Raw genomic sequence first — 25,825 nt, 5'->3', positions numbered from 1 at the left:
CTATAAAAAATAAAGTTGACAATAGGTTTTCCTTTCCCTTATGTTTATAGCAGACAAGTTCTAGGAGGAGTGACCATGGGGAAATCGAGGATGACAGCATACGACATTACATTAGGTGCATTATTCGTCGCTTTGATGGCAGTGGGAGCAAACATAACGGCTTTCCTGCCTTTCCTGCAGGTTCTTGGTGTTCCATTGACCTTGCAGACATTTATCGCAGTTTTGGCAGGATTGATTCTTGGTAGTAGATTAGGCTTCTTTTCCATTCTTGTGTATGCCGTCCTGGGGTTGATCGGGGCGCCTATCTTTGCCGGCTTCGGCGGTGGGTTATCCACGGTCTTCTCACCGACATTCGGATTTATCATCTCTTATTTTATCCTTGCATACTTTGCCGGAAAGGTTGCAGAAACGAATCGGCGGCTGCCGGTATATATTGCCGGAGCGCTCGTCGGTATCGCGGTCAATTACTTGATCGGAGTGAATTGGTTCTATGGGGCAATGAATTTCTGGGTCGAAGGAGATCCAGTGAGTTATGTAGTATCATGGACGAGCATGGTCCCATTTTTGATTAAGGATATTGTCCTGGCTGTCTTTGGCGGGTTATTTGCCTATCGTATGGAGAAATCTTTTCTGTACAAAACGCCGCTGCGCCAATCGGCGTGAAGGACACAAAAAAGCAGAGGGAGCTCCCTCTGCTTTTTTGTGTTTATTCTGTTATGGATCTCCCATGAATCCAAGTCATTAGTGCAAAGAGGAAAAACGCAAGAAGAAGGATCGTGCCGCCGACGATGAAAAATACGGTATTGAGAGTTCCTAATCCGGGGAGAGGCTGCGTATAGTAAAGCCACATGCCGACAGTCAGTCCGAATACACCGAAAAAAGACGTCCATACGTGTGCTGCGGCCAGCTTGGACTCTTTCGGAATAGGAAATACTTTATAGAAGACGCCGAACGCAAACAAAGACAGCCATCCGACAACGAGAATATGAGCATGGATAGCGCTGAGCTGCAGTCCGCCACCGCCGGCCATGTGCGAGCCGATGAATGCCCCGACCAAAGCATAAATGGCTGAAGTTCTTATGAAAAATCGAGTACGATCCATAGATAAAGAGAGCCTCCGTTTCCTTCGGTTTACGTTATTATATATGAGTTTCCTCTTAATGGAAACTATGACGGTAAGGATCAAACGATGATAAAAACAAATGGCCTGTATTTGGAAAGGTGCGGGCCATAAGATATGATAGTGGTAGATATACATAGGAAATGAGGGAATGAAGATGGAACAAAGAAGAGCGACATTCATGAATGATATGAAGGAAAAGAATATCGATGCAGCATTTATCAACTCTGCAGAAAACTTTTATTACTTGACGGGTTTCTCCACAGATCCTCATGAAAGACTGCTGGGTCTCCTGATCTTCCCGGAAGCTGATCCAATAGCTATTCTCCCTGGGATGGAAGAGGGACAGCTGCGGGATGCCGGTTGGGCGTATGACGTAATCGGCTATGCCGATCATGAGAACCCTTGGACGCTGATGAAAGAAAAGCTTGGAGAAAAAGCGCTTCTCCGCGCTGGTGTAATAGGGATTGAGAAGGAAGTGTTATCTTACGGACGGAGTGAAGCCTTCTTCGATATATTTAGAGAAGCGGCGGTCGTAGATGTAGAAGGAATGCTTAATGATATGCGTCTTGTTAAAGATGAAACCGAAACAGCCATCATGCGGGAAGCCGCAGAACTCGCAGATTACGGAGTGAAAGTAGGGAAAGAAGCGCTTAACGAAGGCGTTACGGAAATGGAAGTGCTTGCCACCATTGAGTATGAGCTGAAGAAAAAAGGAGTAGCGGAGATGTCCTTTTCCACCATGGTTCTCTTCGGTGAGAAATCCGGGCATGCTCATGGTAATCCAGGAAACCGCCGTTTGAAGGCTGGGGACCTCGTGCTGTTTGACTTGGGTGTCGTTTGGAAAGGATATACTTCGGATATTACAAGAACCTTCGCATACCAATCTGTCAATGATTCTCAGAAAGAGATTTATAATACGGTTAAACAGGCGCTGGAGGCCTCACTTGCCATCAGTAAACCGGGAACGAGGATCGGAGACTTGGATACAGCTGCCCGTGATGTAATTACAAAAGCCGGTTATGGAGATAAATTCCCTCACCGCATCGGCCACGGACTCGGTATCAATGTCCATGAATTTCCTTCCATGAGTCATTTAAATGACGGTGTGTTAAAGCCGGGGATGACGTATACCATTGAACCGGGAATTTATGATCCGGCCGTTGGAGGGGTTCGTTTGGAAGAAGACGTATTAATTACGGAAGATGGCTGTGAAACGTTGACAAAAACACCGATAGAATTGGAAATTGTGGAATAAGTGGGGAGGGCGGACTCCAGGAAAAGGGAGTCTGACCATTTATCTACTTAAGTTTCATGACAGACTGGAAAAAGCCGCCTGAATAGGCGGCTTTTCTTATTAGGAGGCAGCTGGTTGATCTGTGTCGGGTATTTCAGGAGTGGCCATATCCTTGGTGCTCGTTTGCTGGAGTGCTTCTGCTTTATGGACAAGCTCAGCCATCGTGGCAAGTTCATCGTCGCTGATTTCTTTGAGTTCATCAAACATTTCGACAGACTCCTGGGTGATGAAGGTAACTTGCTCTACCGCTGCTACGATCTGCTGTACACCGGCAGACATTTCGTGTGTAGATACGGAAGTTGCTTCGTTGTTTTCCGCAATTACTTGTGTTGCTGCAAGTATTTCTCCGAATAACCTGCCTACTTCCTCCATCGATTTCGAGGTTTCATCGGACTCTTTCAAGCCTTTTTCCATGGAGGAAACGGCGGCTTCCGTCTCCTGTTTGGTACCATCGACAATTCTGGTCACTTGATCAGATGAATTCTTCGTCTGTTCTGCAAGCTTGCGTACTTCATCAGCAACGACGGCGAACCCTTTGCCGTGTTCACCGGCTCTTGCTGCTTCAATGGCAGCATTCAGGGAAAGTAAGTTGATCTGTTCGGATATGTCCGTGATCACTTTGGCGATGGAACCGATCTCTCTTGACTTCGTCCCCAGATTTTTAACTACTTCATAGCTGTCTGTAACTGTATCATTTAAGCTGCGCATCTGTTCGATGGATCCTTGAATGGTTCCATTCCCTTCCTGCGTCCGTTCCAGGGCCATGGAAGACTGTTCGGATATGTCGGACGATCGATTTGATAAATCAAGAATCGCTGAATTCATTTCCTCAAGCGCGGCAGAGCTTTCTTCCGTTGCAGCCAGCTGTTTATTAAGTCCGACACCCACTTCGTCCATGGCAGCACGGACGATTTCTGCTTTCTCAACAGCTTCGTACCCTTTGTCTATGAGCCCGGCTGTATCATATTCCTTTTGGGGGATATCGGTGGTTTCCGGAATCTCTGTCACCAACTCCGGTTCAAAAGGAGTATGGTACTCTTCGTCCAAAACCTTTTTTCTTAAATCATTGTAACGGTAGGCGAAAAATATGGTAGTACCCAATAAGACGATACTGACGGAAGCTAACAGGTATAGGGTCATGCGTCATTCCTCTCCTTGTGTGCAGATGAAAGGTCTTTGATCACAATAATGGTTCCCTCTGATACAGAAGAAGGGATTCCTTTCAAGCGTTCGTTTTGCTTATACTCATGCATGATCGGCTTCCCGGCGAGGGTCTCATATTTTTGGAATCCATGGTATTTTTCCATAACACGGAAGGACTTCGGATTTGTCGCTTCTCCATAGACAGCTGAGAGGCCTTCTTCGACGGCTCTGTCCATAAGGGTGTTCGTCATGGATTGGATAATATCATGACGCTGCTCTTCAGCAGTGACCCCGATCATGAACAGATGGAGCATTTCTCCATCTTCTATGTCTTTCCCGTTACGGATTCTGTAGTCTTCTTTAAATTGGAGATCGACATCTTCCAATACGTGCAGAATGACATTCATGTCTTTGAAGGAGCCTTCAAAGACATCTTCTCCAATAATCTCTGGAGCATTCGTATCACCTGCAAGCACTCCTCCAACCTCCCCATTTTCGTCTACAGCTGCGATGCAGTAGCCTTGATCGACCGTCGCCTCCACATACTCTTTTGTGAATTGATAGAAGTCGTCATAGGTAATATCCAGGAGTCCGACCATCGGCTCCTGAACCCATTTGCCTGCTACGTCTACTCCGATGAAAGACGTAGCTAAGCATGCGCTGGCTTTATGAATGAAGAGATCGTCTTTGGAGGTCAGGATCTGATAGGTGTAAGTTTTTTGCTTTTGAATCATTGTTCATGCCTCCTTGTTTGTTTAATGCTGAATCACTTTTCCTTTAAATTGGATGCGTTCAAGGGCATTACGGAGCTGGACCTGTGCAATTTTCGAAGTAGGATAAATCATATGGATATCTTTGAAGCCCAGACTGGAATAATAGTTGAGTGTGTCATCAAGCTGTCGGACGACAGAAGATGGAACGGTTGTCTGATGGGTGCCGTCGATCACCAGATTATAGCGCCGCTTATCGACTTTTTCGATCGTACTCTGCAAATCGACCATATACTCTGCGGCATCCTCCTGTTTAATCAATCCGAATACCTGAATCCTTACCTCTTTCTCCTGTTCCTGAATGACCATCTTATATTTTCTCTTATCAACAACAGTTCCTGTCATTTTACATAATCTCCTCGCTTATAGAGTGGTCGTGTCTATTCATAAGGATTATCGACAAGATTCGATTGTTATTTAACTGCCAGGTGCAAAAGTTTATTATTCTATCTCGAAATAATATTTTTAACCTTTTCCACCTTTTGGACGATGTTCTATGTGGGAAGACCTAATACAAATGAGGTGGTTTGAAATGAAAGAAATACAAGCAATGTATCCTAGTGAAGATGGAAATGCAGAGAAGCGGGATCAAATAATCCACTATATAAGACAGCTGCTGGAGGGTGTTGATGAAAAGAAAAATCCAGAAAAGTTAACACTCGGACAGGGGGCGGAACAAGACGACAGATTCTATGAGAACCTCTCCGAGCGTGCAGAGATTCCCCTGAACAGGCAGTCTATTGAAAAAGTAATAGAGGAGTTAACGGAGCTTGCGGAGGGGCACCGGTTTGTAAACAGCCGATATGTCGCCAATGCTGCTCCACTCCCTAATATCCCGAGTATCCTCGGTAATCTGACCATGGTGCTTCTGAATGGCAATAATCTGTGGGATGTGGAGGGATCTGCTGCCGCGGCTGCAGAAGTTAAAATTACCAGTATGCTTTCCAAATTGGTGGGGTATGATCCGTCCGAAAGCGGAGGATATACGACGTGGGGAGGGCAGGGAGCGGTCTTTCAGTCGTTAAGGCTTGCCATAGCCAGACGCTTCCCTGATTCGAATAAAACGGGTCTCCCGGGTAAACTCTACTGTTTCTGTTCAGAGTTATCCCACTATAGTTTATACAAGGCGGTCGAAGCGACAGGAATCGGTACGGACCACTTAATTCGTGTAGAGACGAAAGAAGATCACTCGATGGACATAGAGGATTTGAAACATAAGATGAATACAGTGATCAAGCAGGGGGGCATTCCTGTCTATGTTTTGGCTAGTACCGGAACGACAGACACTTTCGGGATTGATTCCGTGGCATCTATCAAAAACGTGACGGAGGAGATGGAGCGTCTGTATGGGTTGGATCCTGTCTACATTCATGCAGACAGTGCGATGGGAGGAATGTACACCTTCTTTAATGCGTACGACTTTGACGCCAATCCTTTATGCTTCAATAAAGATACCGCTGTCGTCCTCCGTGATTATCAGACGAAATTCAGGCAGCTTTCGCTGGCCGATAGTATGGTGTTTGATTTTCATAAGCTGGGACAGACGCCATACACATCCAGCCTCTTTCTCATTAAAGATAAACGTCTGCTTGGTGCTGTGGATCTGGAGCATGACGAGACGCCTTATGTCGGAAACAGAAGCTATGGGAGCTACCATACCGGTTATACGCTGGAGTGTTCCAGAATGGGAAGTTCTCTCGCTATTTATGCTTCTTTGACAGGGATGGGAATCGAGGGATACCAAAAGGTCCTTGGGAACTACATTACTGTAAACCTTGCTTTCCGGAAGGAGTTATCGGAGAAAGTCCCGTGTGCGGTTATGACAAATGCCCCTTCTCCTGTGACGACATTCCGTATCTACCCGGAGCGGGTAAGCTGGGGTGACGAGAGGTGTGGCAAGATGACTGCAGCGGAACTGGATGAATTGAATGGGTTTAATGCGGAGTTCGCGGACTATATCGGGCATAGGAGAGAGGAATTTTATTTCGGTAGTACGTCTAAGCAGCGACTCGTTCCTGCCTGCGATTCGGATGAAAGGACGGCGGTGTACGCCCATAAATTTTTTGCCATTTCGCCTTATACCACCCTTGAAAAAGTGGAGGAATATGTCGACTTCCTTGCTGGGAGTGTGGAAATGTTCAAGAAAGAATACATGCATACTGTATAAGGTTTTGCTCTCCTTTTTCCGATGGTTCTAGATGTGCCTAAGTCTCCAGGCGTAGGTGAAAATATATCTCCGGCTCATTACGACATTTTTCTTTCCTCGGTATGATAGAAACAAGAAATGAGCGAGGAGGGAAAAGGATGAAGAAATTTTTACTGTTTATCGCCGGGCTGGTCGCTCTCGGGGTTCTGCTGGCTAACCTGGGTCCGATGGTTCTGCTTGGTGTCAGCGTCTGGCTGTTGTATGTCGTTTTTAAACGGTTTGTGAAGAGTGATTCCACAGCCGGCAAGATCGGCTGGACAGTCGTCGGGCTGCTATTGGTCAGTATTGCATTATCCAATATTTATGCAGTGATCGGTTTGGCTGCCGCTTACGTTCTTTACTTGATTGTTAAGAATTGGACGAGCAGAGAAGAAGAACCGGTCGAATCCAATGACCCGTTTACAAATTTCGAAAGACAATGGGCAGAGATGAACAAATAAAAAGGAGAGATTTGAAATGGCAAACGTATTTAAACGATTGAAAGATTCCATTACGGCAGATCTTCATGAAGCTTTGGATCAGAAGGAACAGAAAAATCCAGTGGCTATGCTTAACCAATACTTGCGGGAGAGTGAGAAGGAGACGGAAAAAGTCCGGAAGCTGGTGGAGCGTCAATATCGTTTGAAAGATGAATTCACAAGGGAATACCAGCAGGCGCAGGATATGGCAGACAAGCGTCGTCGTCAATCTGAAATTGCGGAGAAAGCCGGCGAAACAGATATGTATGAGTTCGCATTAAAAGAAAAGCAGGAGTATGAAGCACGTGCGGAACGTCTCCAGACAGCGAGAAGAGACAGTATCGAACAGTTGGAAGCTCTGGAACGCAAATATGAAGAGATGAAGCACAAGCTGAAAGATATGCACTTGAAACGGATGGAATTAATGGGCAGGGAGAATACAGCGAGAGCCCATCATCGTATGAACCGGGTGATGGAAGATACCTCGGACAAGCCGTATTCCCGTTTCGCGGAAATCGACCGTTACATTGATAACCTGGAATATAAAGTGAACTCCGCTTACTATCACAATACGTTTGACAGTAAAATGGCCAAGATTGAGAAGGAATGGGAAACATCCGGGGAAGTGTCTGCAAAATAGAAATCGTGGTATGATAAGGACGCAGTTTTCTGCGTCTTTTTATTACCTTTAGAAGCAAGGAGGATGACTCATATGATTAAAAAATGGAAAACAGATACGATCAACTTGATTTTATTCATAGGGGTGATCCTCCTTATTGTAGAAATTGCGTTCTTTAATGGAGGCCTTGTCTTCACTCTCTTTTTTGCAGGGATTCTGACATATGTAGGAAAGAAGAAATATCGACGAATGTGGGGAAGGGTTTGCTTTTGGCTTGGCATTATTATTCTTGTTTTCACTGTGTTAAGTATGATAGCTGTTCGTTTTCTCATCGTTGCTGTTCTGTTTCTGTTTGTTCGCGATTATTGGAAATCCCGTAAGGAGCCGGAGCGGATCGAGCCTGAAATTATCGATAATTATCAAGAGTTTCCGTATCAGGAGCCGTTGTTAAAGCAGAAATTCTTTGGAGATCAGGAGACGCCTGACCGCTCCTATGGATGGAGAGATGTCAATATTCAAGGTGGGTTCGGAGACAGAATCATCGACTTGAGTCAAACCGTCCTCCCGGGTGATGAGGCAGTCATTTCTATTCGCCATTTCATAGGAAACTTAATTGTCTACGTACCGTATGAAGTGGAAGTGAGTATTCACCATAGTGCTTTGGTCGGTCGTGCGACAGTCTTTCAATATAAGAATACAAAAGTCCTGAACCAGGTTCTATCTTATGAAACAGAAAACTATCGAAGCACCAGACCGCGAGTGAAAATTATCACGTCCAACGTTTCAGGAGATCTTGAGGTGAAGCGAGTGTGAATATATGGAAAAGGCAAGTGATGACAGGTCTGTTAACGTTTCTTGCGTTTTCGCTGATCCTCCTTGGTATTACCTTTGTTACGTTCCCGGTGGGGTCATTGGCGGAGTTATGGAGCCGGGAAGTCATGGATCTTCCATATGTATTACTCGTTTTGTTTCTTGCCGCAATGGGCGGAATAGTATCAGGGGTTCTCCAGGGGTGGTACTGGAGAAGAAGGTGGAACGGTGTGCAGTACCAGCTTGAAGAACTTGTAAAAGGTAATGAATTGTTTTACGAAGGAACTGATTTGAAGGAAATCAGTCAGATAGACGAAGCGATACGTAAATTAGAGAGGAAAATAGCTCAGCAGACAATTGCCAATCAACGGCTGGCCACGGAGCGCGCGGAAGAAAGAGAGCGCAGCCTCCAGGAAGTTGTTGTCCAGGAAAGGAACCGCCTTGCACGGGAGCTGCACGACTCGGTGAGTCAGCAGCTGTTTGCAGCCTCTATGATGATGTCAGCCATTAATGAAACGGCTGATGACGGTCGGGGAAGTCGTCAGCTCCAGATGGTGGAACGGATGATACACCAATCTCAGCTGGAAATGAGGGCTCTGCTCCTCCACCTCCGTCCTGTGGCTTTGAAAGATAAGACATTGAAAGAGGGTGTGGGAGAGCTGCTTGGTGAATTGACACAGAAAGTGCCAATGGAAATCAGTTGGACCATGGAGGATCTTCATTTAGAGAAAGGACTGGAAGATCAATTGTTCCGAATTCTTCAGGAATCTGTTTCCAACACGCTGCGTCATGCGAAAGCAGAAGCGCTTGAGGTGATGCTGATTGAGAGGGATCACAATGTCATTCTCCGCATCGTGGACGATGGTATCGGATTCGATGTAGAGCAGGGGAAGGCAAGCTCCTACGGATTGCAGAATATGCAGGAAAGGGCGCTGGAAGTAGGTGGAACGTTGAAAATTGTCAGCGTCGAAGGACAGGGAACGAGGCTTGAGGTGAAAGTGCCGCACCGTGAAGAAGGGAGAGAAGTGCATGATTAGAGTACTGTTTGCTGATGATCATGAAATGGTCCGTATTGGTGTGTCGGCATATTTGTCTGCACAGCCCGACATTGAAGTCATTGCAGAAGCGGACGACGGGCAGGCGGCGGTCGATTTAGCGTTACGTCACCATCCTGACATCATTCTCATGGATTTGGTAATGGAAAATATGGATGGGATTGAAGCGACAAAGCAGATAACGGAACAATGGCCGGAGGCGAAGATCATCATTGTCACCAGTTTTCTTGATGATGAGAAGGTATATCCAGCTCTGGAAGCCGGCGCCACCAGCTACATGCTGAAAACGTCGAAAGCGGAAGAGATTGCGAAGGCCATACGATCTACATTCGATGGCCAGTCTGTGCTGGAACCGGAAGTGACAGGGAAAATCATGACAAAAATGCGTAAGCCCGATGCGGCTGATCTGCACGATCAACTGACCGCGCGGGAGAAAGAAGTTCTATTACTGATGGCGGAAGGCCGGACGAATCAGGAAATCTCGGAGCAGCTGTTCATCGCTTTGAAAACCGTTAAGGTTCACGTCAGCAATATCCTTGGCAAGCTTCAAGTATCTGATCGCACCCAGGCGGTTATCTATGCATTTAAGAACGATCTGATCGAATGAGAACTCCGACCCGTGTCGGAGTTCTTTAATGATTTAAGGAGACATATACGAAGGTTGTCAGGATGATCAAGTAGAAGATGATCAATTTGATATAGTACTTTCTCATATCCATCCCTTCTTTCAGAAAATAATTTCTTTTCTCATCTTATGTGTTCAGAACAATGGAGATTCCTGTATGGTGGATGATGCTTGTTTTCTGTCGTTTTTGGGAATACCAAAGAGGAAGAGGTGATACACGTGCGATGGAACAATCAACTGGCAGATGCGCCGGTATGGCAAGGGGAAATCTCCAACCGATCAGGTAAAGAAAAAATAGCTCAAGAAGTGAGCAGGTTGGTGCGTGAAGGAGATGTGATAGGAGTAGGATCGGGGTCGACCGCCTACTTAGCCCTGGAGCAGATTGCTGACAGGGTGAAGGAGGAGGGGTTGACCATCACAGGGATTCCAACTTCGAAAGAAGCCGAGATGAATTGTGCCTATTTCGGCATTCCTACAGCTTCCCTCATTCAGGCGAGACCTGACTGGGGATTCGACGGAGCAGATGAGGCGGATGATCGTAAGAGGCTTATTAAAGGAAGAGGAGGAGCACTGCTTGCTGAAAAGCTTGTAATGGCGAGTTCTCCGAAAACGTATATTTTAGTAGATGACAGCAAATTCGTTACCGAGCTTGGTGCAAAGCAACCGGTTCCGGTTGAAGTCGATCCGAGAGCGATCCACCTTGTGGAGACGAAGCTTGAGCAGTTTCCGATCCGATCCGTTACGCTCCGGATGGCAGCGGGGAAGGACGGGCCTGTTTTTACGGAAGCAGGAAATGTTCTGCTCGATGTGGAATTCATAACTATTGAAGATGATTTGGAAAAAGCTCTGGGAGCCATCCCCGGAGTGATGGAGACAGGCCTGTTTATTGGGTATTCCGTGGAATTTCTTACGATATAACGCCCATTTTCAGGATAATCATTGGTACATCTTAATACTTTTTCTATAATAGAAGTAAATCCTTATTTCAAAGGGGAATCATTATGGGACTGCCACAAAGGATTGCTTACCAGGATCAGCGTTACCCGTATATTGTACTTGCACCGATCGGGAAGAAGAATAAGTATATTCGTTCGATCGGTCACAAGTTTGAACGGGGGTTGCTTTCCAGGCTGAATGACGCCATCATGGACCAAATTGATGCAAAAGGACTCGATGTTACACCGATCCGCCGTTATTTGGGATTGGAGGAAAATGCGGTCCTTCCCGTTTCGTTCCGCAAAGACGAAATCCATGACCATTTACTGCGCCCAGAATTATTTCTATGGAAGTCCCTGCCTGAAGAACATGGACTACCTTTAAAAGACGAATATCAATACGGTACAGATTACACGCAGCTTTCCTCAGAGCAGCTTAATGATCATATTGGGGAAGTGCTGGAGGATTATCTGTTCTTATCCCATATAAGCTCGGAAGAAAGGGAGCATTGGCTGAAGAAGATAGCTGCTGCTTTCCAGCAGCATCCGCTCGTCCGGCTGTACCATCAAAAACAGCAGGTGATCGATGCTGTGGAAACGATGAATCAGTCTTCGCTGCTGTCTGTTTTAAATTATCCCGAAGATGTTGCTTATTGGCGGCACCGCGTCGAAATAGTCATGCGTCCGTTCCGTTCCCTTCCTGACTCATGGGTGCGAGGGAAGGAAGACAGCTGTTCCCATGATAAAGTCCTGACCTTCCATTCAAGCAGCCGCACAATCCGGTGCGAGTGTGAAACGTGCGATTTCAGGCTTTACTATGATGTAGATGTCGACATTGTGCGTTTATCAGAAGAGTACGACGTAGAGCGGGCGGCAAAACGAACGGCGACTATAGAAAGACAGTTCAACGAAGTTGCCCAACAGAATCCGCGTCTCCTGGATCAGCTGGCTCAACTCAAAGCTTTGAAAAAACAGCTGGCTACTGCGAGAAAGACATTGGATGAAAGCCTGCAGGTTTTCAAACAGATAGAGCGATATCAACGGAAGCAGGAACATCTTACCTCGTATCCGCTGCTGGATATGTACGACAAGCTGAGCAGGACTTACATTCCTGATTGCCTGGAATCGTCAGAGCTGCTTTGGATGTCGGAAGTGGAGCTTCATGACATTCGTATATTAAAGCAATTGAAGGAATGGAAGAAGCTTGTTCCTGAACATGTGTATCCATTCACAAGTCATGTGCTGGAAGAATTAAAGGTGAAGCTTGAAGAAGTGCGCTATGCGGATGACGATATCATTCTGACAGTAAAAGGACGCCCGCTCACTTTTGCAGATACGCAGCAGATATTGGATTTAATCTATTACTATGGAACGGATCATCCTGCCCATACCCTTGTTCAAGTACTGGCAGGGAAGGCTACGAATAAGTTGAGGACGCTGCAGCTGCATGAAACACGTTGGTTCGGTCAGTTATCTCATTGGCCGGAAAAGCACATCCAGAAGATTTTTAATCAGCTGGAGAAGCAGGGGTGGCTTATGAAACAGCAAAAGGGATATTCTGTGAGCGATTACGCAGAAGAGGTCATGTAATCGTGTTATGGAATCCATTACAAAGAGACGGCCCGCGCTTATGCGGGTCTTTTTTTTCCTAATTATCATTGGTTTGGTAAGCGTTTTCTTGTGATATAATTTGGACAAGTACATGGTAGGTTTCCATAACTGATCCAGGTGAAATATGCTGGTCGGCTCTGGGGATATTCGGAAAGGAGTATAACGATGAAATCAATATATCAGCAGGCATTGGGAGAGGAATTTGAGAGGCTTCACCCGGAATTAAAGAAAAAGTTCGGTTTGACGAGTGATCAGCATTTGATGATTCTTGGTCAGGGGAGAATGCAGGAGATAAGAGGTACGCACCCTGTCCTTCGACCTCTTCTGCAATTCGGTGTCCGCGATCATTTGGTATTCGGTGAAAGAGGGAAAGACGTTCCTTTCACGATAGAGAATTATGCATATCAGGATGAACAGGGGCGGGAAACAGTCAGTTGGATCCGGCGTTTCTTCTTTCCTTATGCTATTCGCGGTTTTGACGCTGCTATGCATTTTAATGAAGAGAAGCAGACAATCGTCGATGAACTCGGTAAAAGCGGAAACGTTCAGACGAGTTTGTCCATGCATGTTACCCCGGAAGGCGGCCTTTATATGGAATCTGCCGGTCTCCAGTTAAAAGAAAAGACTGTTTTAAATGCTGTCACCTCTGTTTATGAACACTTTGATGAGAGGGAGAATGCCATCCGTGTTCACGTGCATGTGGAACATCCGGCACTGGGGACACTTCTCATGTATGAAGGAACGGTCCATGTCGAATATTTACCGATGACAGTCCGTAACATTCCTGAGCGGGGACTGTTGGAATAGAGGAGGGATGAAGTGGGAAAGGAAAAAGATGAACAAGTGTACACGGATTTTTCTACGAGTATGACTTACGGGGAATACCTTGGATTAGACGAACTCCTCTCTGCCCAGAAGCGGCTTTCTGAACACCACGACGAAATGCTGTTCATCATCATCCATCAGGTGAGTGAGCTGTGGATGAAGTTGATTCTTCATGAACTTCAAGCTTCTATTCAGTCAATACGAAATAAGAACATACAGCCAGCATTCAAGATGCTCGCACGAGTGTCAAGCATTCAGAAACAGATCATTCAGGCCTGGGATGTGCTTTCCACGTTGACGCCGGCAGAGTACATGGAGTTTCGTCATACTTTGGGCAAAGCATCCGGATTCCAATCGTTTCAGTATCGCATGATAGAATTCTCCCTTGGATATAAGACACCCCATGTATTAAGGATATATGAGAAAAATCCGGAGTTACATAAGCAGTTGCAGTCCGCCTACGAAGCACCGGGTATATATGACGTGGCAATTGCGGAGCTTGCAAGAGCCGGCTTTTCTATTGACTCCCGCAGCGATTATACACAGACATATAGGCGAAACGAAAAAGTAGAGGCAGCCTGGGCCGCGGTTTATCAGGATGTCGAACGTTATTGGGAACTGTATCAACTTGCGGAAAAGTTGGTTGATATCGAAGACAGCCTGCAGCAATGGCGATTCAGGCACATGAAGACGGTTGAGCGTATTATTGGTCACAAACAGGGGACCGGTGGTTCTTCAGGCGTAGGTTATTTGAAGAAAGTATTGGATCATCGTTTCTTCCCGGAGCTTTGGGACGTCCGGACCCGTATTTAATCGACAGAAAAGACTGAATATGACTGCATGATTAAAATATTATTACATTTGTGTTACAATAGGTTATGTAATCATTATTAAACAAAGAGGTAATTTCTATGAATCAACCTATTATATATATATTTGGTATCGCAGTCTTGTTCTTGTCCGCCTGTTCCTTCATAGCCAATGCCAACGAGGATAAGGACGGGAAGCAATCAACTAAAATGCCTATCTATGATGTAGATATTGAATCGGATGTAGAAGATTATCAGGATTACCACATCTCCATCCAATATCCTGATACCCCCAACAATCAAATTGACCAAAAAATTACGGATTATGTGAATCAGCGTAAAGCCATGTTTAAGCAGAAAAGCTATTTGAGTACACAAGAGCAGGAAGTGGATCAGCCTACGGAATTGCAAATAAACTTTGAAGTCATCCATCAGGACCATCGTTATTTTAATGTGCGCTTTCTTGAAACGATGAGGATAGGATCAGAAGAGCCCATCGAAATGCAGACCGTTTTGAATTTTGATAAGAAAACGGGCTCTGCCATTGATATGGAGAAAATATTTAAAGCGGACAAGGATTATTTAGGTATGGCGGAAAAGCTTGCACGCGAGGAGCTGGACGACGAATCTGTTCAGATCGATCCTCGAAACCTGGCCTTGTCAGACAAAGGAATCCTCTTGTACTTGGATCAATCGAAGGAAGACTGGCCGGATCATCTGCTTCTGAAGAGGAAAGAAGTAAAGGAATGGCTGAAGGAAGAGTATCTGGAAAACCTCGGACAGAATCAAACAGCTGAAGGGAAGCAGTAAGCGAAAGAGTCTTTTCCCTTAATGGCGAGGAGCTTTAAAAAACTGTCAAGAAACTCAGTAAAATAACAAGCGGAAGAGGCCGGATGTGAAAACATCCGGCCTCTTTCTTATGTGTCTAATTTTTCTTTAATCCATTGCCCCCATCGTTCGAACTCGACTAAAAACCCATCATGGCCGAAATCAGTCGTCACATGATAATGCTCCGCTTGGGGTGCGAGAGCAGAGAAGCGGGCGATTAAACTTTCCGGATAAAGGAGGTCATGTTCGAAACTGATGGTATAAATAGGTGCTTCATAAAGGGCGGCTGCTGCTTCCCATCCTCCTCGTTTTTTTCCAATATCATGGTTATTCATAGCTTCAAGCAAGTATAAATAGCTGTTGGCATCGAAACGTTCTTTGATCTTGGCTCCCTGATGATCGAGGTAGGACTGGATATCATAACGATCTTCTTTGGCCTGTGATCGGTCGAACCGCTGCTGAAAAAGTGTACCACTGCGGTATGTGACCATTCCGGTCATGCGGGCTATTTCAAAACCCTGCAGAGCTGTATTGGATTCGTAATTTCCTCCATTGAATGCGGGATCGGAGCATATGGCTTTTGATCCTATGTGGTTGAAGGCAATCCCGTAATCGCTCAAATAAGGAGTGGCTGCGAGAATAAACAGCTTCTTCATAAAGGTCGGGTACAGCAGACCCCATTCATATGCCTGCATACCGCCCAGTGATCCCCCGACGACTGCCTCTAACTGCTGAATACCCAGTCTTCTAAGCGCTTCAAATTGGGCGTTAACCATGTCCCGGATGGTAACAGGTGGGAATGTTTGTTTGTATTCCTTACCGGTGTCAGGGTTTATGCTCGCGGGTCCTGTAGAACCGTGACATCCGCCGAGCACGTTGAAGGTAATGACTTGATAGTGTTTCGTATCGATGGGACAGTCGTCTCCGATCAAGCCAGCCCACCAGCCAGGTTCTTCCTTTGATCCGACTGCCAATTGGTTTCCCGTCAACGCATGGCAGACTAAAATGACAGGAGCATCCGCTTTACCATAACGCTCGTAAGCGAGTTCTACATCAGTCAGCCGATCTCCTGACTCTAATTCCAAAGGACCAATGGAAAGGACTGGACTTTCTGTTTCCTGGCTGACTGGGTTTTTCAATGACATGAACGAATTCTCCTTTCCGTAATGCTTTCGATTAGACCGATTGTAGAGAGGAGGAGATGCTTTTTCCTGTACGAACCGCTACGACAGCGTCATATATTCGTATACCGGAAATCGTGGTTTCCTCATCCTCCGCTATTGCCTCATTAATCCACAAAATTCCGTGCGGCTGCTGCTCGATAATCGGTTCATCTGTGTTCAACCGGTCAAAATGAAGGATATCCACATAAGTAGGTGCCTCTTCTTCTGAGGATAGATCCACAATCGTATAGCCGAGTTGAGCAAGTCTGTTTACATCCTCCGGAGAAGGACTTGTGGTAAACCCGATCGTCCTTTTCCTCAGTTGGCCTTCTGAACGATCCAAGGATGATTGTAGAATCGGCAGTGCTGGATGGTTCCTGTTTTTACTTGCCGACCCAGCACCTGTAGCTTGGCGGATGGCAGCATCCAATTCATCAATCAAGTCATCAACCGACTCCAGGCCTACAGACAGACGCACGAGCTCCTCGGTGACGCCCGATTTCTTCAGGTCATGCTCGTTCAACTGTTGGTGTGTGGTGGATGCGGGATGAATAATTAACGATTTTGCATCGCCGACGTTAGCTACATGGGACCACAATCCGATGTTGTCTATCAGTGTACGACCAGCTTCCCTGCCGCCTGAAATACCAAAAACGACGATGGAGCCGTGGCCGTAATGGAAGTACTTCTCAGCAAGGGGGTGGGTAGGATGATCGGGTAATCCCGGATAACGCACCCACTCGACTCCTTCATGTTTTTCTAAATACCTGGCAATCTCGAGTGCCTGATCCGCATGCTTTTTAATTCGGAGATGCAGCGTCTCCAACCCTTGCAGCAACAGGAAAGCATTTTGCGGGCTTAGGCATGCCCCGATATCCCGGAGAAGTTGGACGCGGAGTTTAACCGCGTAGGCTGCGGGACCGAGATCGGCGTAGCGGATTCCATTGTAGCTCTCATCCGGAGTTGTAAATCCAGGGAACTTCTCGTGGTCCCAGTTAAAACGGCCGCTGTCAATGACGACACCGCCAATCGTCGTGCCGTGTCCCCCGATCCATTTCGTAGCGGAGTGGACGACGATATCCGCGCCCCATGCGAAAGGTTGGCATACATAAGGGGTGGCAAAGGTGTTATCGATAATAAGTGGGATGTGATGACTGTGGGCTACAGCTGCCACTTTCTCGATATCGAGAACATCCAGACTCGGATTTCCAATCGTTTCCGCGAAAATAGCCTTTGTATTTGAGGTAATGGCTGCTTGGAAGTCGTCATGGCTGCTGCCTTCAATGAAACGAACATGGATTCCATACCTCGGAAGGGTATGGACGAAGAGGTTGTATGTGCCGCCGTAAAGGTTGGAGGAAGCCACGATTTCATCTCCGGCCCCTGCAATATTCAAAATGGCGAGTGTGATCGCTGACATTCCGGAAGAAGTAGCTACAGCTGCGGCTCCGTCTTCCAATAAAGCCATCCGCTGCTCGAAAGCATCCACGGTCGGGTTCATGATCCGCGTATAAATGTTTCCCGGTTCTGCAAGGGCGAACAGGTTCTGAGCGTGGTCTGTGTCTCGGAAGACATAAGAGGTCGTTTGATAAATCGGCACTGCGCGGGAACCGGTAGCCGGGTCTGGCTCCTGTCCGCCGTGTAACAACAAAGTCTCTGGACCGTACGGGTGGTTAGGGAAAGTCATCAATCATTCTCCTCCTTGGATTGTTGTTCCTAGGAACCTCTACCTTGGTGGCGGAAGGCAAACGAAAAGCCCTCTTCTGTAAGAAAGAAGAGGGCTGTATGTACGGATTACCTCCCCTTATCTTTCAGATCACCGGATCTGTAGGATTTAGCACCTTTTCAAGTCTTTGCTTGATGGTTGCCGGGCGTCGTAGGGCCTAGTCCCTCTGCCGCTCTCGATAAGAGTGTATTCGATTAGTCTGACTTGTTTGAAATTATATACGTGTGCCTGTGCAATGTCAAACCCTTTCTCCGAGGTCTTTGATGTTTGAGTATGCATCCAGCTGGGAATGCTCTTACTACATTCAAAAATAGTAGAGGAGTGAAGATAGAATGAAAGAATATAGTGTAGTCCCAAATAAAGACGTAACAGGCTGGTTTGTTAAAATCGAAGACGTGGCTCCGACAGATCTTTACGATGAACGTGATACTGCCATCGAAAAGGCTGAAGAAATGGCGAAAGGAAACTCACCAAGCAAGCTTTCCATTATGAATCAGAATCACGAAGTAGAAGAAGAGCGCACGTACTAATACATGACTCCCGGAAACGGGAGTTTTTTTATGTTATGAATCTGGTAGAGTGGAAGCAGGATTAGTAGAAAAGAAGAGGGGATCTTTATGGACAATCGCTATGATGTGGTCATTGCAGGTGCACGGGTGGCAGGCGCGAGTTTAGCAGTTCTGCTTGGAAAACTCGGAAAAAAAGTACTTCTTATAGATAAAGCTCCTTTCCCGAGTGATACGTTATCAACTCATTATATGTCGCATACCGGTTACTTAGAAGAACTCGGCATTTTAGACAAATTGCTGGCTGGCGGCCTGCGGAAGGTGGATCGGATGAGGACACATATCGGTTCCAGTTACATAGATGGCCCGAGGTCTGCCTACACGGTCATACCAAAGCGTGACCGCCTGGATATGCTTCTTATAGAACGCACCTTCCTGTACGAGGGAGTAACCTTTCTTTCAGAGACAGCTGTGCGGGAGGTTTTGTGGGATCAAGACCGCATGGTAGGGGTGAGGATAAAAGGGAAAGGGAGAGAGAAAGAGGTGTATGGTGATTTAATTGTCGGAGCAGATGGTAAACATTCGACGATCGCCCGCCAGGCAGGTGCGGAAGTGTATCACGATACACCGCCTCTCAGACCAGTGCTGTACGGATATTTTGAGGGAATTCCCCCTTTGGAAACGCCTACTACGGAAATATTTCTTCATGAAGGAAGAATCGGCTTTTTGTTCCCAATGGAACAAGGAAGAGATTGTATCGGTCTTGAGGTTCATCCGGATGAGTTTAAAACTATGATGAAAGATTCCCCCGAAGCGTTTGTCCGTATGTACAAGCAGCTGTATGGAATGGAAAAGCGGTTGGAGAATGCCCGTTTGCAAGGAAGTATCATCGGGACCTCAGGGGTGCCTAACTTTTTCCGTAAACCTTATGGAAACGGATGGGCCCTGATCGGCGATGCAGGTCACAGTAAAGACCCAAGTACAGGACTTGGTATTAATGATGCTTTCATGCAGGCGTTTCTGCTCGCAGATGCGTGCATGCGGATCGATGCAGGTGATGACAGGGAAGTGGTCATGGAAGCTTTCCAGAAAAAGCGGGATAAACACCTCTTCCCGGGCTTTCAGTTGACGCTGGATTATATCCACTCGTTAAAAAGGTTCTCGAAGAATGAACTTGCCCTGTTTCAAGCGATGGCTGCCAACCCGATGGTATGGAACAAAGTGGCGCCGAAATTGGGGGATTATTTGAGAGAAGGGACCAGAGACTTTCCTCTGCTTTACCAATCTGTCGAAATGGAAGCGGAAGCATTCGGATATGACAAGGATTCCTCTCCCTGACGGCGAACTATATAAAGAGAGGTGATGGGGATGGAATGGACGAAAGAAACCGCATATGCAAAGCTGCAAGAGGTTTATACAGATAAGGTCATGCAGGAGGAGAAGCGGAGAGTGTTCCAACAAGTTTACCGGCACCTTCGTGAACATTTGGATGATCTATGTGTCAGTCATGGTTTAAAGGAGCAGGCGGAGAAACAGCTTGGATTCTTTAAGGAATATACGTTCATGCCGGGAGATAATCTGTTTCAATCCATGCGTCACGTTTTTCTGTTGGCAAGAGGCGAAAGAAAAGAGGAAGAGGCAGTGACCAGGCAGCACTTGGAACGGATCTATCGCGCGCTTTATCAGCCGGCAGGTTTGAAGAATCCATATATCCCGGATTCGTTTTGGGATACACCGGTCGGGGTAGCTTGTCTTGTTGCGGAAGAAGGAATTGAAGCGGCTTATCCTGTGCTCGATCAAATCATGGAAGCGGAGAAATAAAACCAAAGCCAGTCACATTTGTGACTGGCTTTGGTTTGCTTCCGCAGTGGTTTTGGAGTCGGTGTGCTCCGGGCTTTCCACGGGACGTCCAGTGCTCCTCGTAGCTTTTCTCTATCAGGGACCTGTCTGTTTCCGCTGTTCCTGTTGCCCATTTTCATGTCCCAAGATTGTCCTACTATAAGTCAATGAACGAGAGAGTGTTTGAACAAGAAACGTTTTTACATATGCGGAGAGGATTATTGTTCTATCTTTATCCTCTCCAGTTTCCACACAGGTTTGTAATCTTAGATTCTGTAGAAAAGGCGGAGCTCCTGCAGGAACCCCTTATAATCCTCGAGGGGTTCTAAATTGGCAGAGAGAGCTTTCAAAATGGCGGGACGTGGCTCCTCCCGTTTGATCTCTTCCATCAATACAGTTAACGTATCCGCTGTATCGCGATCTGCCTCTTTTTTTCTGGTCTTTAATTCTTCCAGGAAGACCTTTTTACGATTGTCTGTAAAAGCATCCGGCAAAATGTTCTTAATAAAGGATTCGTTGATGACTGGTTGGTCATTGTGCTTCTCGAACCCTTCCACTATATAATCCGCGTATCTTAACATGGAACGCGAAATCGCTTCATAGTCTACGTCAGCTGCTTCAATAATAATTAAATCCATATAACCCTTCAGTATTCCCTGCATTAACAGGCTGACTTCCCAGAGGATATCCTCTTTGTCTTCTCCGTAGATTTTCCTTAGATGGTAATGGTAGAAGAGGTAGGATTGAAGTCGTGTTTTATTGATGAACTCCTCAATATTGTCATTGAACGGAATGGCCTGCTCGCGGATCTGCATTATTATGAAATCTCTGTGCGCTGCTAACTCTTCATAGGTGACCTGCATCTGTTTCAGGAAGGTTTGGCGGGCATCTAAATTTAATTCATTAATGCTGTCGATCTTCCCTTGAATCTGATCATAGTAATAGTGGAAAATGTCCATCAGCAAGGCGTCTTTTGACTTGAAGTGAAGGTAGAATGCACCTTTCGATATTCCGCATTGTGTAGCAATTTCCTGTACTGATGTCGAGCTGAACCCTTTTTTGGCAAACAACTTGATTGACTGTTCAATGATATAGGTGGACTTCGGTTCCATATATGTTTCGCTCCTTTGACGTTGAAAAAAGGTGGACTTCCCACTTGACCATGACTGTTCGGTCATATATATTATATTGGTGAGTGACTGAACGGTCAAATGGAAGGGGAGAGTTCTTTTATGAAAAAAATCATCGATTTTTCGATGAATAACAAATTCGCTGTTTGGCTCATGACAATTCTGATTACAGCCGCCGGACTGTATGCGGGATTGAATATGAAGTTGGAAACCATTCCAAACATAGAGCCGCCGATTATAACAGTGACTACTACTTACCCGGGTGCGACACCCGAAGAAGTGGCATCCGAAATATCAGAACCACTGGAGCAGCAGGTCGGTAACTTGAGTGGTGTAAAGACGGTAAGTTCGACCTCCTATCAGAATGCATCTTCACTTCAGCTGGAGTACAGCTTTGATAAGAGCTTGGACGAAGCGGAAGACGAGCTGCAAGAGGCAGTTGCGGATGTCGCCCTGCCTGAGGATGCTCAGGAGCCGTCCGTGTCCCGCTTGAACTTCAATGCTTTTCCTGTCGTAAGCTTCAGTGCCATCGATAAAGATGCCTCTTTGGAAGAACTGACGCAGGAAATGGAAGACACTGTCGTACCGGCACTTGAAGGTCTGGAGGGAGTTGCAGATGTTCAAGTTTCCGGACAACAGCTGAAAGAAGTCCGTATGACACTGGATGAGGACGCGCTTGCAGAACGCGGTCTTGATTCAGAGACGATCAAGAACTTGATACAAGGTTCGAATGTCAATTTCCCATTAGGGCTGTTTACGTTTGATGATTCACAGAAATCTGTCGTTCTGGATGGCAGTGTAGCCAATATAGAAGAATTGAAAGAATTAGAGATTCCTGCTGTACCTGCTTCTGGAGGCGGGGAAGCGCAGCAGGCCCCGGGCGGCCAGAACAGCCCGACAGGCACCGGTCAGGCACAAACGACTTCTTCCATCCCGACAGTAGCACTTGGAGACATCGCTGATATTGAAGTCGTTGGAGAAGCGGAATCCATTTCCAGAACCAATGGAGAAAATTCTATTGCTGTTCAAATCGTCAAGTCGCAGGAAGCGAATACAGTTGATGTCGTAAATGCGGTGAAAGCAGAGACAGAAGACCTCCAAACGGAATTGGACGGAGTGGAGTTTATTTATTCCTTCGACCAAGGAGAACCGATTGAAGAATCTGTCAGCACGATGCTGAATAAAGCGTTGTTTGGTGGAATCTTCGCTGTCATCGTCATTCTGTTGTTCTTAAGAAATATTAAAACGACTATCATATCCATTATTTCGATCCCTCTATCCCTGTTGATCGGGATCATTATCCTTAATCAAATGAATATTACGCTGAACATCATGACGCTTGGAGCTATGACGGTCGCCATCGGACGTGTCGTCGATGATTCCATTGTTGTTGTAGAAAACATATACAGGCGAATGTCTCTGCCTGGAGAATCATTGCGGGGCAAAGCGCTGATCAGGGAATCGACAAGAGAAATGTTCATGCCGATTCTTTCTTCGACGCTCGTAACCATCGCGGTGTTCCTGCCGCTTGGGCTTGTGGAAGGAACGGTCGGACAGATATTCCTTCCATTCGCTTTGACAGTAGTATTTGCTTTGCTGGCTTCTTTACTCGTTGCTGTCACCATTGTACCGATGCTGTCCCATACGTTATTGAAAAGCGATAAAATTAAGCAACAGCCTCATGAAGAGGGCGGCGGCCGGCTCGCTCGCTGGTATAAGTCAATATTGACCAAGGCTTTGAATCATAAGATCATTACATCGATTATCGCTGTTGCTGTATTGGTCGGGAGCATAGCCTTACTTCCTCTTGTCGGAACGAGTTTCCTTCCGGATCAGGAGCAGAAGATGGTCATCGCGACGTATAACCCGGAACCGGGTCAGACATTAGAGGATGTAGAGGCAGTTGCTGATGAAGCGCAGGACTTCTTCCTCGACCGTGATGGGGCGGAAACAATCCAGTATTCCGTCGGTGGAGAAAACCCAATGAACCCGGGTGCGTCGAATCAAGCGATGTTCTTCGTAGAATACAACGATGACACGGAAGCTTTTGACAAAGAAACGGAAACGGTCATTAAGGAATTAAACGCGAACTCAGATCAGGGAGAGTGGGTAAGCCAGGACTTCTCTGGTACTGGTTCAAGCAGTAACTTGGAGCTGAGGGTATATGGAGAAAATATCGATGAAATCAAGCCGGTTGTGACAGAGCTGGAAGATCTTCTTTCACAAGAAGATAACCTTCGTAATGTCGACTCCAGCCTTTCAGAATCCTACGATGAATATACACTCGTAGTGGATCACGATAAACTGAGTGAACTTGGCGTTACGGCTGCCCAGGTAGGAATGGAACTCAGCCAAAATAGAGAAGAACCTGTTCTGACAACTGTGCAGCAGGATGGAGAAGACTTGAACGTTTACTTAAACGTGGAGGAACCGGAATTATCAACGATAGAAGACTTGACCTCGCGGGAAATTCAAACGCCGCTAGGCCAGACGGTTCCGGTTTCTGAAGTGGTTGAAGTGGAAGAAGGAACGACTGCGGATACGATTACTCGTCGAGACAATCGTGTGTATGCGAGTGTCAGTGCAGAAATTACGGTAGACGACGTCGGAGCCGTTTCGGGTGACGTTTATGACAAAGCACAGGATATCGATACACCGTCCGGCGTAGAAATCACCCAGGGCGGAGTAGCCGAAGACATTGCTGATTCCTTCTCCCAACTAGGATTGGCCATGCTTGCTGCCATTGCAATCGTCTATTTGATTCTGGTCATCTTCTTTGGTGGAGGACTTGCGCCGCTTGCCATTTTGTTCTCGCTGCCATTCACCATCATTGGAGCGGTGCTTGGGCTGCTTATCAGCGGAGAAACCTTGAGTATTTCCGCTATGATTGGAGCACTCATGCTGATTGGTATCGTAGTAACGAACGCAATTGTACTAATTGACCGTGTCATCCATAAAGAGAAAGAAGGATTTACGACACGCGAAGCCTTGATTGATGCAGGTGTGACAAGACTCCGTCCGATTCTGATGACGGCATTAGCCACGATCGGCGCGCTGCTTCCGCTTGCGCTTGGTTTTGAAGGCGGTTCGATCATCAGTAAAGGGCTGGGTGTGACGGTAATCGGAGGTCTGGCAAGCTCGACGCTGCTGACACTGTTGATTGTTCCGTTGGTTTATGAGATTTTGTCTAAATTCCGCAAGAAAAAGCGGGTAACAGTAGAAGAGTAGGCGACTTCCGTACTATGTCCCTTGTTGAATAGTAAGTGGTAAAATAAGAACATCCTTGGATTGTCCGGGGGTGTTCTTTTTTCATGAAAGAGCATTCTACGAAAAGGAATATGGAGGTGGCTTAATTGGATCACTATGAGATTACGATCGTCGGTGCAGGGCTTGCTGGTATTACGGCAGCCAGAAGGTTTAAAAAACAAGGCCGGGATAATTTCGTTCTTGTAGATAAAGGAAGAAGTGTCGGCGGACGTCTCGCTACCCGTCGTGTCGCTCAGGGGAAGGCGGATCACGGCGCCCAGTTCTTCACAGTGAGGACCGAAGAGCTGGAGGAGGAAACGCAGGAGTGGCTCGATGAGGGGTGGGTGAAACGTTGGTTCGGGGAGGACTATCCTCGCTACACAGCAGTCGATGGAATGAACGGGTTAGCCAAACAGCTCGCCCAAAATATCCGTACTTCCTTACATACGAAGGTCGTCAAGCTGATGGAAATAGACGGCGGCTATCGTTTGTTTGGGGAAGATGGCGCAGAATGGCAGTCCGACAAAGTTCTGTTCACAATGCCGGCTCCGCAGGTTGTGGAGTTGATACGAAACAGTAATCTTGATATGGATCCTTCTTCTTGGAAACAGCTGAAGGATATCTTGTTTGAGCCTACTTATGTCGGGATTTATCATTTCAATGAAGCGACGGGTCTTCCGGATGGAGGTCATCTGGATAAGGATCTCCCGGAGGGCGTGGAACGGGTGGTTGACCATCAGAAAAAAGGAATATCTGAAGATCCTGTTGTCAGTGTTTATATGCAGGGGGATTGGTCCAGAAAGCATTATGGGGAAGATTATGTACTTTCCCTGATTAAGGACAAGGTCGATACTTACCTCGACTGGAGTCATTTAGAGTCGGAGCAGCTGAAGCGTTGGCGGTATGCGCAGGCGAAGAAGGTCGTCCAACAATCCTATCTCGATTTGTCGGGAGACGGTCGCCTCGTCGCAGCCGGGGATGCTTTCCTTCGCCCGAATGATCAGGCGGGGAGGACCAGACTCGAAAGTGCCTATCTATCCGGCAAAGACGCTGCGGCTTTTCTAAGCTGGTAATAACGTAAAAAAGCTCTCTGTGCGCAGAGAG

Annotated in this window: 25 protein-coding genes and 1 riboswitch; of the genes, 18 read left to right on the top strand and 7 right to left on the bottom strand. The window is 46.6% G+C overall.

The genetic code is table 11. The features are described from left to right. Nucleotides 1-75 precede the first annotated feature (75 nt). Nucleotides 76-663, top strand: a complete 588-nt coding sequence (locus QRD89_RS17700) for a biotin transporter BioY (RefSeq protein ID WP_008633739.1) — start codon at nt 76-78, stop codon at nt 661-663. Nucleotides 664-706: 43 nt separating this feature from the next. Here the strand turns inward: QRD89_RS17700 and QRD89_RS17695 are convergent, their stop codons facing one another. After that, complete coding sequence (locus QRD89_RS17695) at nt 707-1,102, bottom strand: hypothetical protein (protein ID WP_008633737.1); 396 nt, start codon at nt 1,100-1,102, stop codon at nt 707-709. A 175-nt stretch (nt 1,103-1,277) separates the two neighbouring features. On the opposite strand from QRD89_RS17695, the gene QRD89_RS17690 reads away from it, so the two are divergent. Further along, nucleotides 1,278-2,378, top strand: coding sequence for a M24 family metallopeptidase (locus QRD89_RS17690; RefSeq protein WP_502875614.1), 1,101 nt, complete (start codon nt 1,278-1,280; stop codon nt 2,376-2,378). 99 nt (nt 2,379-2,477) lie between these two features. Here QRD89_RS17690 and QRD89_RS17685 read toward each other — a convergent pair whose 3' ends face one another. From QRD89_RS17685 to QRD89_RS17675, 3 genes are read right to left on the bottom strand one after another with little or no spacing between them, the layout of a single operon-like run. Beyond that, entirely contained in the window at nt 2,478-3,557 is a 1,080-nt protein-coding gene (locus QRD89_RS17685) for a methyl-accepting chemotaxis protein (protein WP_286095926.1), read from the bottom strand. Continuing rightward, nucleotides 3,554-4,294 carry a hypothetical protein gene (locus QRD89_RS17680; RefSeq protein WP_286095924.1) on the bottom strand — a complete coding sequence of 247 codons (741 nt, stop codon included), beginning with the start codon at nt 4,292-4,294 and terminating at the stop codon, nt 3,554-3,556. The genes QRD89_RS17685 and QRD89_RS17680 overlap by 4 nt, the downstream gene beginning before the upstream one ends. Nucleotides 4,295-4,315: 21 nt before the next feature. Continuing rightward, nucleotides 4,316-4,675: a hypothetical protein gene (locus tag QRD89_RS17675; RefSeq protein ID WP_008633729.1), complete on the bottom strand. Its 360-nt coding sequence runs from the start codon at nt 4,673-4,675 to the stop codon at nt 4,316-4,318. Nucleotides 4,676-4,862: 187 nt separating this feature from the next. On the opposite strand from QRD89_RS17675, the gene QRD89_RS17670 reads away from it, so the two are divergent. From QRD89_RS17670 to QRD89_RS17620, 11 genes are all read left to right on the top strand, one after another. Beyond that, the gene (locus QRD89_RS17670) at nt 4,863-6,497 is read left to right on the top strand and encodes a pyridoxal phosphate-dependent decarboxylase family protein (RefSeq protein WP_286095923.1); all 1,635 of its coding nucleotides are present in this window, start codon (nt 4,863-4,865) and stop codon (nt 6,495-6,497) included. Between the two features lie 137 nt (nt 6,498-6,634). Beyond that, nucleotides 6,635-6,976, top strand: a complete 342-nt coding sequence (locus QRD89_RS17665; RefSeq protein WP_008633726.1) for a lmo0954 family membrane protein — start codon at nt 6,635-6,637, stop codon at nt 6,974-6,976. 16 nt (nt 6,977-6,992) lie between these two features. Further along, on the top strand, nt 6,993-7,634 hold the full coding sequence (locus QRD89_RS17660) for a PspA/IM30 family protein (RefSeq protein ID WP_008633724.1): 642 nt from the start codon (nt 6,993-6,995) through the stop codon (nt 7,632-7,634). A 72-nt stretch (nt 7,635-7,706) separates the two neighbouring features. Further along, nucleotides 7,707-8,426 (top strand): cell wall-active antibiotics response protein LiaF, encoded by a 720-nt coding sequence (liaF, locus tag QRD89_RS17655; protein WP_008633723.1) that lies wholly within the window; start codon nt 7,707-7,709, stop codon nt 8,424-8,426. Further along, nucleotides 8,423-9,460, top strand: a complete 1,038-nt coding sequence (locus tag QRD89_RS17650) for a sensor histidine kinase (RefSeq protein WP_062514940.1) — start codon at nt 8,423-8,425, stop codon at nt 9,458-9,460. Before liaF ends, QRD89_RS17650 begins: the two co-directional genes overlap by 4 nt. Next, complete coding sequence (locus QRD89_RS17645) at nt 9,453-10,085, top strand: response regulator transcription factor (RefSeq protein WP_008633720.1); 633 nt, start codon at nt 9,453-9,455, stop codon at nt 10,083-10,085. The genes QRD89_RS17650 and QRD89_RS17645 overlap by 8 nt, the downstream gene beginning before the upstream one ends. 237 nt (nt 10,086-10,322) lie before the next feature. Beyond that, entirely contained in the window at nt 10,323-11,021 is a 699-nt protein-coding gene (rpiA, locus tag QRD89_RS17640; protein ID WP_039870697.1) for a ribose 5-phosphate isomerase A, read from the top strand. 83 nt (nt 11,022-11,104) lie between these two features. Further along, complete coding sequence (locus QRD89_RS17635) at nt 11,105-12,628, top strand: RQC-minor-2 family DNA-binding protein (RefSeq protein WP_286095920.1); 1,524 nt, start codon at nt 11,105-11,107, stop codon at nt 12,626-12,628. Nucleotides 12,629-12,814: 186 nt separating this feature from the next. After that, nucleotides 12,815-13,456, top strand: a complete 642-nt coding sequence (locus tag QRD89_RS17630; protein ID WP_008633713.1) for a DUF4166 domain-containing protein — start codon at nt 12,815-12,817, stop codon at nt 13,454-13,456. 12 nt (nt 13,457-13,468) lie between these two features. Continuing rightward, on the top strand, nt 13,469-14,287 hold the full coding sequence (kynA, locus tag QRD89_RS17625) for a tryptophan 2,3-dioxygenase (protein ID WP_008633712.1): 819 nt from the start codon (nt 13,469-13,471) through the stop codon (nt 14,285-14,287). A 98-nt stretch (nt 14,288-14,385) separates the two neighbouring features. Further along, the gene (locus QRD89_RS17620) at nt 14,386-15,093 is read left to right on the top strand and encodes a hypothetical protein (protein ID WP_286095919.1); all 708 of its coding nucleotides are present in this window, start codon (nt 14,386-14,388) and stop codon (nt 15,091-15,093) included. Nucleotides 15,094-15,200: 107 nt separating this feature from the next. Here QRD89_RS17620 and metX read toward each other — a convergent pair whose 3' ends face one another. Continuing rightward, nucleotides 15,201-16,256, bottom strand: coding sequence for a homoserine O-acetyltransferase MetX (gene metX / locus QRD89_RS17615; RefSeq protein ID WP_008633710.1), 1,056 nt, complete (start codon nt 16,254-16,256; stop codon nt 15,201-15,203). A gap of 31 nt (nt 16,257-16,287) precedes the next feature. Beyond that, nucleotides 16,288-17,961 carry an O-acetylhomoserine aminocarboxypropyltransferase/cysteine synthase family protein gene (locus QRD89_RS17610; RefSeq protein ID WP_008633709.1) on the bottom strand — a complete coding sequence of 558 codons (1,674 nt, stop codon included), beginning with the start codon at nt 17,959-17,961 and terminating at the stop codon, nt 16,288-16,290. Between the two features lie 114 nt (nt 17,962-18,075). Continuing rightward, nucleotides 18,076-18,185: riboswitch (SAM riboswitch) on the bottom strand. 147 nt (nt 18,186-18,332) lie between these two features. Here QRD89_RS17610 and QRD89_RS17605 point away from each other — a divergent pair. From QRD89_RS17605 to QRD89_RS17595, 3 genes are all read left to right on the top strand, one after another. After that, complete coding sequence (locus QRD89_RS17605) at nt 18,333-18,530, top strand: DUF2188 domain-containing protein (protein ID WP_026577807.1); 198 nt, start codon at nt 18,333-18,335, stop codon at nt 18,528-18,530. An 87-nt stretch (nt 18,531-18,617) separates the two neighbouring features. Next, the gene (locus tag QRD89_RS17600; protein ID WP_286095917.1) at nt 18,618-19,844 is read left to right on the top strand and encodes an NAD(P)/FAD-dependent oxidoreductase; all 1,227 of its coding nucleotides are present in this window, start codon (nt 18,618-18,620) and stop codon (nt 19,842-19,844) included. Nucleotides 19,845-19,874: 30 nt separating this feature from the next. Then, a complete protein-coding gene (locus QRD89_RS17595) occupies nt 19,875-20,327 on the top strand; it encodes a hypothetical protein (protein ID WP_008633705.1) in 453 nt (150 codons plus the stop codon). Nucleotides 20,328-20,611: 284 nt separating this feature from the next. Here the strand turns inward: QRD89_RS17595 and QRD89_RS17590 are convergent, their stop codons facing one another. Next, nucleotides 20,612-21,457, bottom strand: coding sequence for a TetR/AcrR family transcriptional regulator (locus QRD89_RS17590; RefSeq protein WP_286095916.1), 846 nt, complete (start codon nt 21,455-21,457; stop codon nt 20,612-20,614). 120 nt (nt 21,458-21,577) lie between these two features. On the opposite strand from QRD89_RS17590, the gene QRD89_RS17585 reads away from it, so the two are divergent. Then, entirely contained in the window at nt 21,578-24,703 is a 3,126-nt protein-coding gene (locus tag QRD89_RS17585) for an efflux RND transporter permease subunit (protein ID WP_286095915.1), read from the top strand. A gap of 125 nt (nt 24,704-24,828) precedes the next feature. After that, a complete protein-coding gene (locus QRD89_RS17580) occupies nt 24,829-25,794 on the top strand; it encodes an NAD(P)/FAD-dependent oxidoreductase (RefSeq protein ID WP_008633702.1) in 966 nt (321 codons plus the stop codon). The last annotated feature ends 31 nt before the right edge of the window (nt 25,795-25,825 follow it).

Origin of the sequence: Halobacillus sp. ACCC02827 (assembly GCF_030291935.1) — a bacterium.
Lineage (GTDB): Bacteria > Bacillota > Bacilli > Bacillales > Halobacillaceae > Halobacillus.
The sequence above is the reverse complement of the archived record's forward strand: the minus strand, read 5'-3'. Positions and strand labels throughout refer to the sequence as shown.

What these genes read in the sequence shown, in the direction of transcription:
- QRD89_RS17600 (WP_286095917.1), top strand. Translation starts at nt 18,618, where the DNA reads ATGGACAATCGCTATGATGTGGTCATTGCAGGTGCACGGGTGGCAGGC.
- QRD89_RS17635 (WP_286095920.1), top strand. Translation starts at nt 11,105, where the DNA reads ATGGGACTGCCACAAAGGATTGCTTACCAGGATCAGCGTTACCCGTAT.
- QRD89_RS17660 (WP_008633724.1), top strand. Translation starts at nt 6,993, where the DNA reads ATGGCAAACGTATTTAAACGATTGAAAGATTCCATTACGGCAGATCTT.
- QRD89_RS17610 (WP_008633709.1), bottom strand. Translation starts at nt 17,961, where the DNA reads ATGACTTTCCCTAACCACCCGTACGGTCCAGAGACTTTGTTGTTACAC.
- QRD89_RS17585 (WP_286095915.1), top strand. Translation starts at nt 21,578, where the DNA reads ATGAAAAAAATCATCGATTTTTCGATGAATAACAAATTCGCTGTTTGG.
- QRD89_RS17690 (WP_502875614.1), top strand. Translation starts at nt 1,278, where the DNA reads ATGGAACAAAGAAGAGCGACATTCATGAATGATATGAAGGAAAAGAAT.
- QRD89_RS17685 (WP_286095926.1), bottom strand. Translation starts at nt 3,557, where the DNA reads ATGACCCTATACCTGTTAGCTTCCGTCAGTATCGTCTTATTGGGTACT.
- QRD89_RS17590 (WP_286095916.1), bottom strand. Translation starts at nt 21,457, where the DNA reads ATGGAACCGAAGTCCACCTATATCATTGAACAGTCAATCAAGTTGTTT.
- QRD89_RS17695 (WP_008633737.1), bottom strand. Translation starts at nt 1,102, where the DNA reads ATGGATCGTACTCGATTTTTCATAAGAACTTCAGCCATTTATGCTTTG.
- QRD89_RS17620 (WP_286095919.1), top strand. Translation starts at nt 14,386, where the DNA reads ATGAATCAACCTATTATATATATATTTGGTATCGCAGTCTTGTTCTTG.
- metX (WP_008633710.1), bottom strand. Translation starts at nt 16,256, where the DNA reads ATGTCATTGAAAAACCCAGTCAGCCAGGAAACAGAAAGTCCAGTCCTT.
- QRD89_RS17670 (WP_286095923.1), top strand. Translation starts at nt 4,863, where the DNA reads ATGAAAGAAATACAAGCAATGTATCCTAGTGAAGATGGAAATGCAGAG.
- QRD89_RS17675 (WP_008633729.1), bottom strand. Translation starts at nt 4,675, where the DNA reads ATGACAGGAACTGTTGTTGATAAGAGAAAATATAAGATGGTCATTCAG.
- QRD89_RS17665 (WP_008633726.1), top strand. Translation starts at nt 6,635, where the DNA reads ATGAAGAAATTTTTACTGTTTATCGCCGGGCTGGTCGCTCTCGGGGTT.
- QRD89_RS17605 (WP_026577807.1), top strand. Translation starts at nt 18,333, where the DNA reads ATGAAAGAATATAGTGTAGTCCCAAATAAAGACGTAACAGGCTGGTTT.
- QRD89_RS17630 (WP_008633713.1), top strand. Translation starts at nt 12,815, where the DNA reads ATGAAATCAATATATCAGCAGGCATTGGGAGAGGAATTTGAGAGGCTT.
- QRD89_RS17645 (WP_008633720.1), top strand. Translation starts at nt 9,453, where the DNA reads ATGATTAGAGTACTGTTTGCTGATGATCATGAAATGGTCCGTATTGGT.
- QRD89_RS17700 (WP_008633739.1), top strand. Translation starts at nt 76, where the DNA reads ATGGGGAAATCGAGGATGACAGCATACGACATTACATTAGGTGCATTA.
- liaF (WP_008633723.1), top strand. Translation starts at nt 7,707, where the DNA reads ATGATTAAAAAATGGAAAACAGATACGATCAACTTGATTTTATTCATA.
- QRD89_RS17680 (WP_286095924.1), bottom strand. Translation starts at nt 4,294, where the DNA reads ATGATTCAAAAGCAAAAAACTTACACCTATCAGATCCTGACCTCCAAA.
- QRD89_RS17595 (WP_008633705.1), top strand. Translation starts at nt 19,875, where the DNA reads ATGGAATGGACGAAAGAAACCGCATATGCAAAGCTGCAAGAGGTTTAT.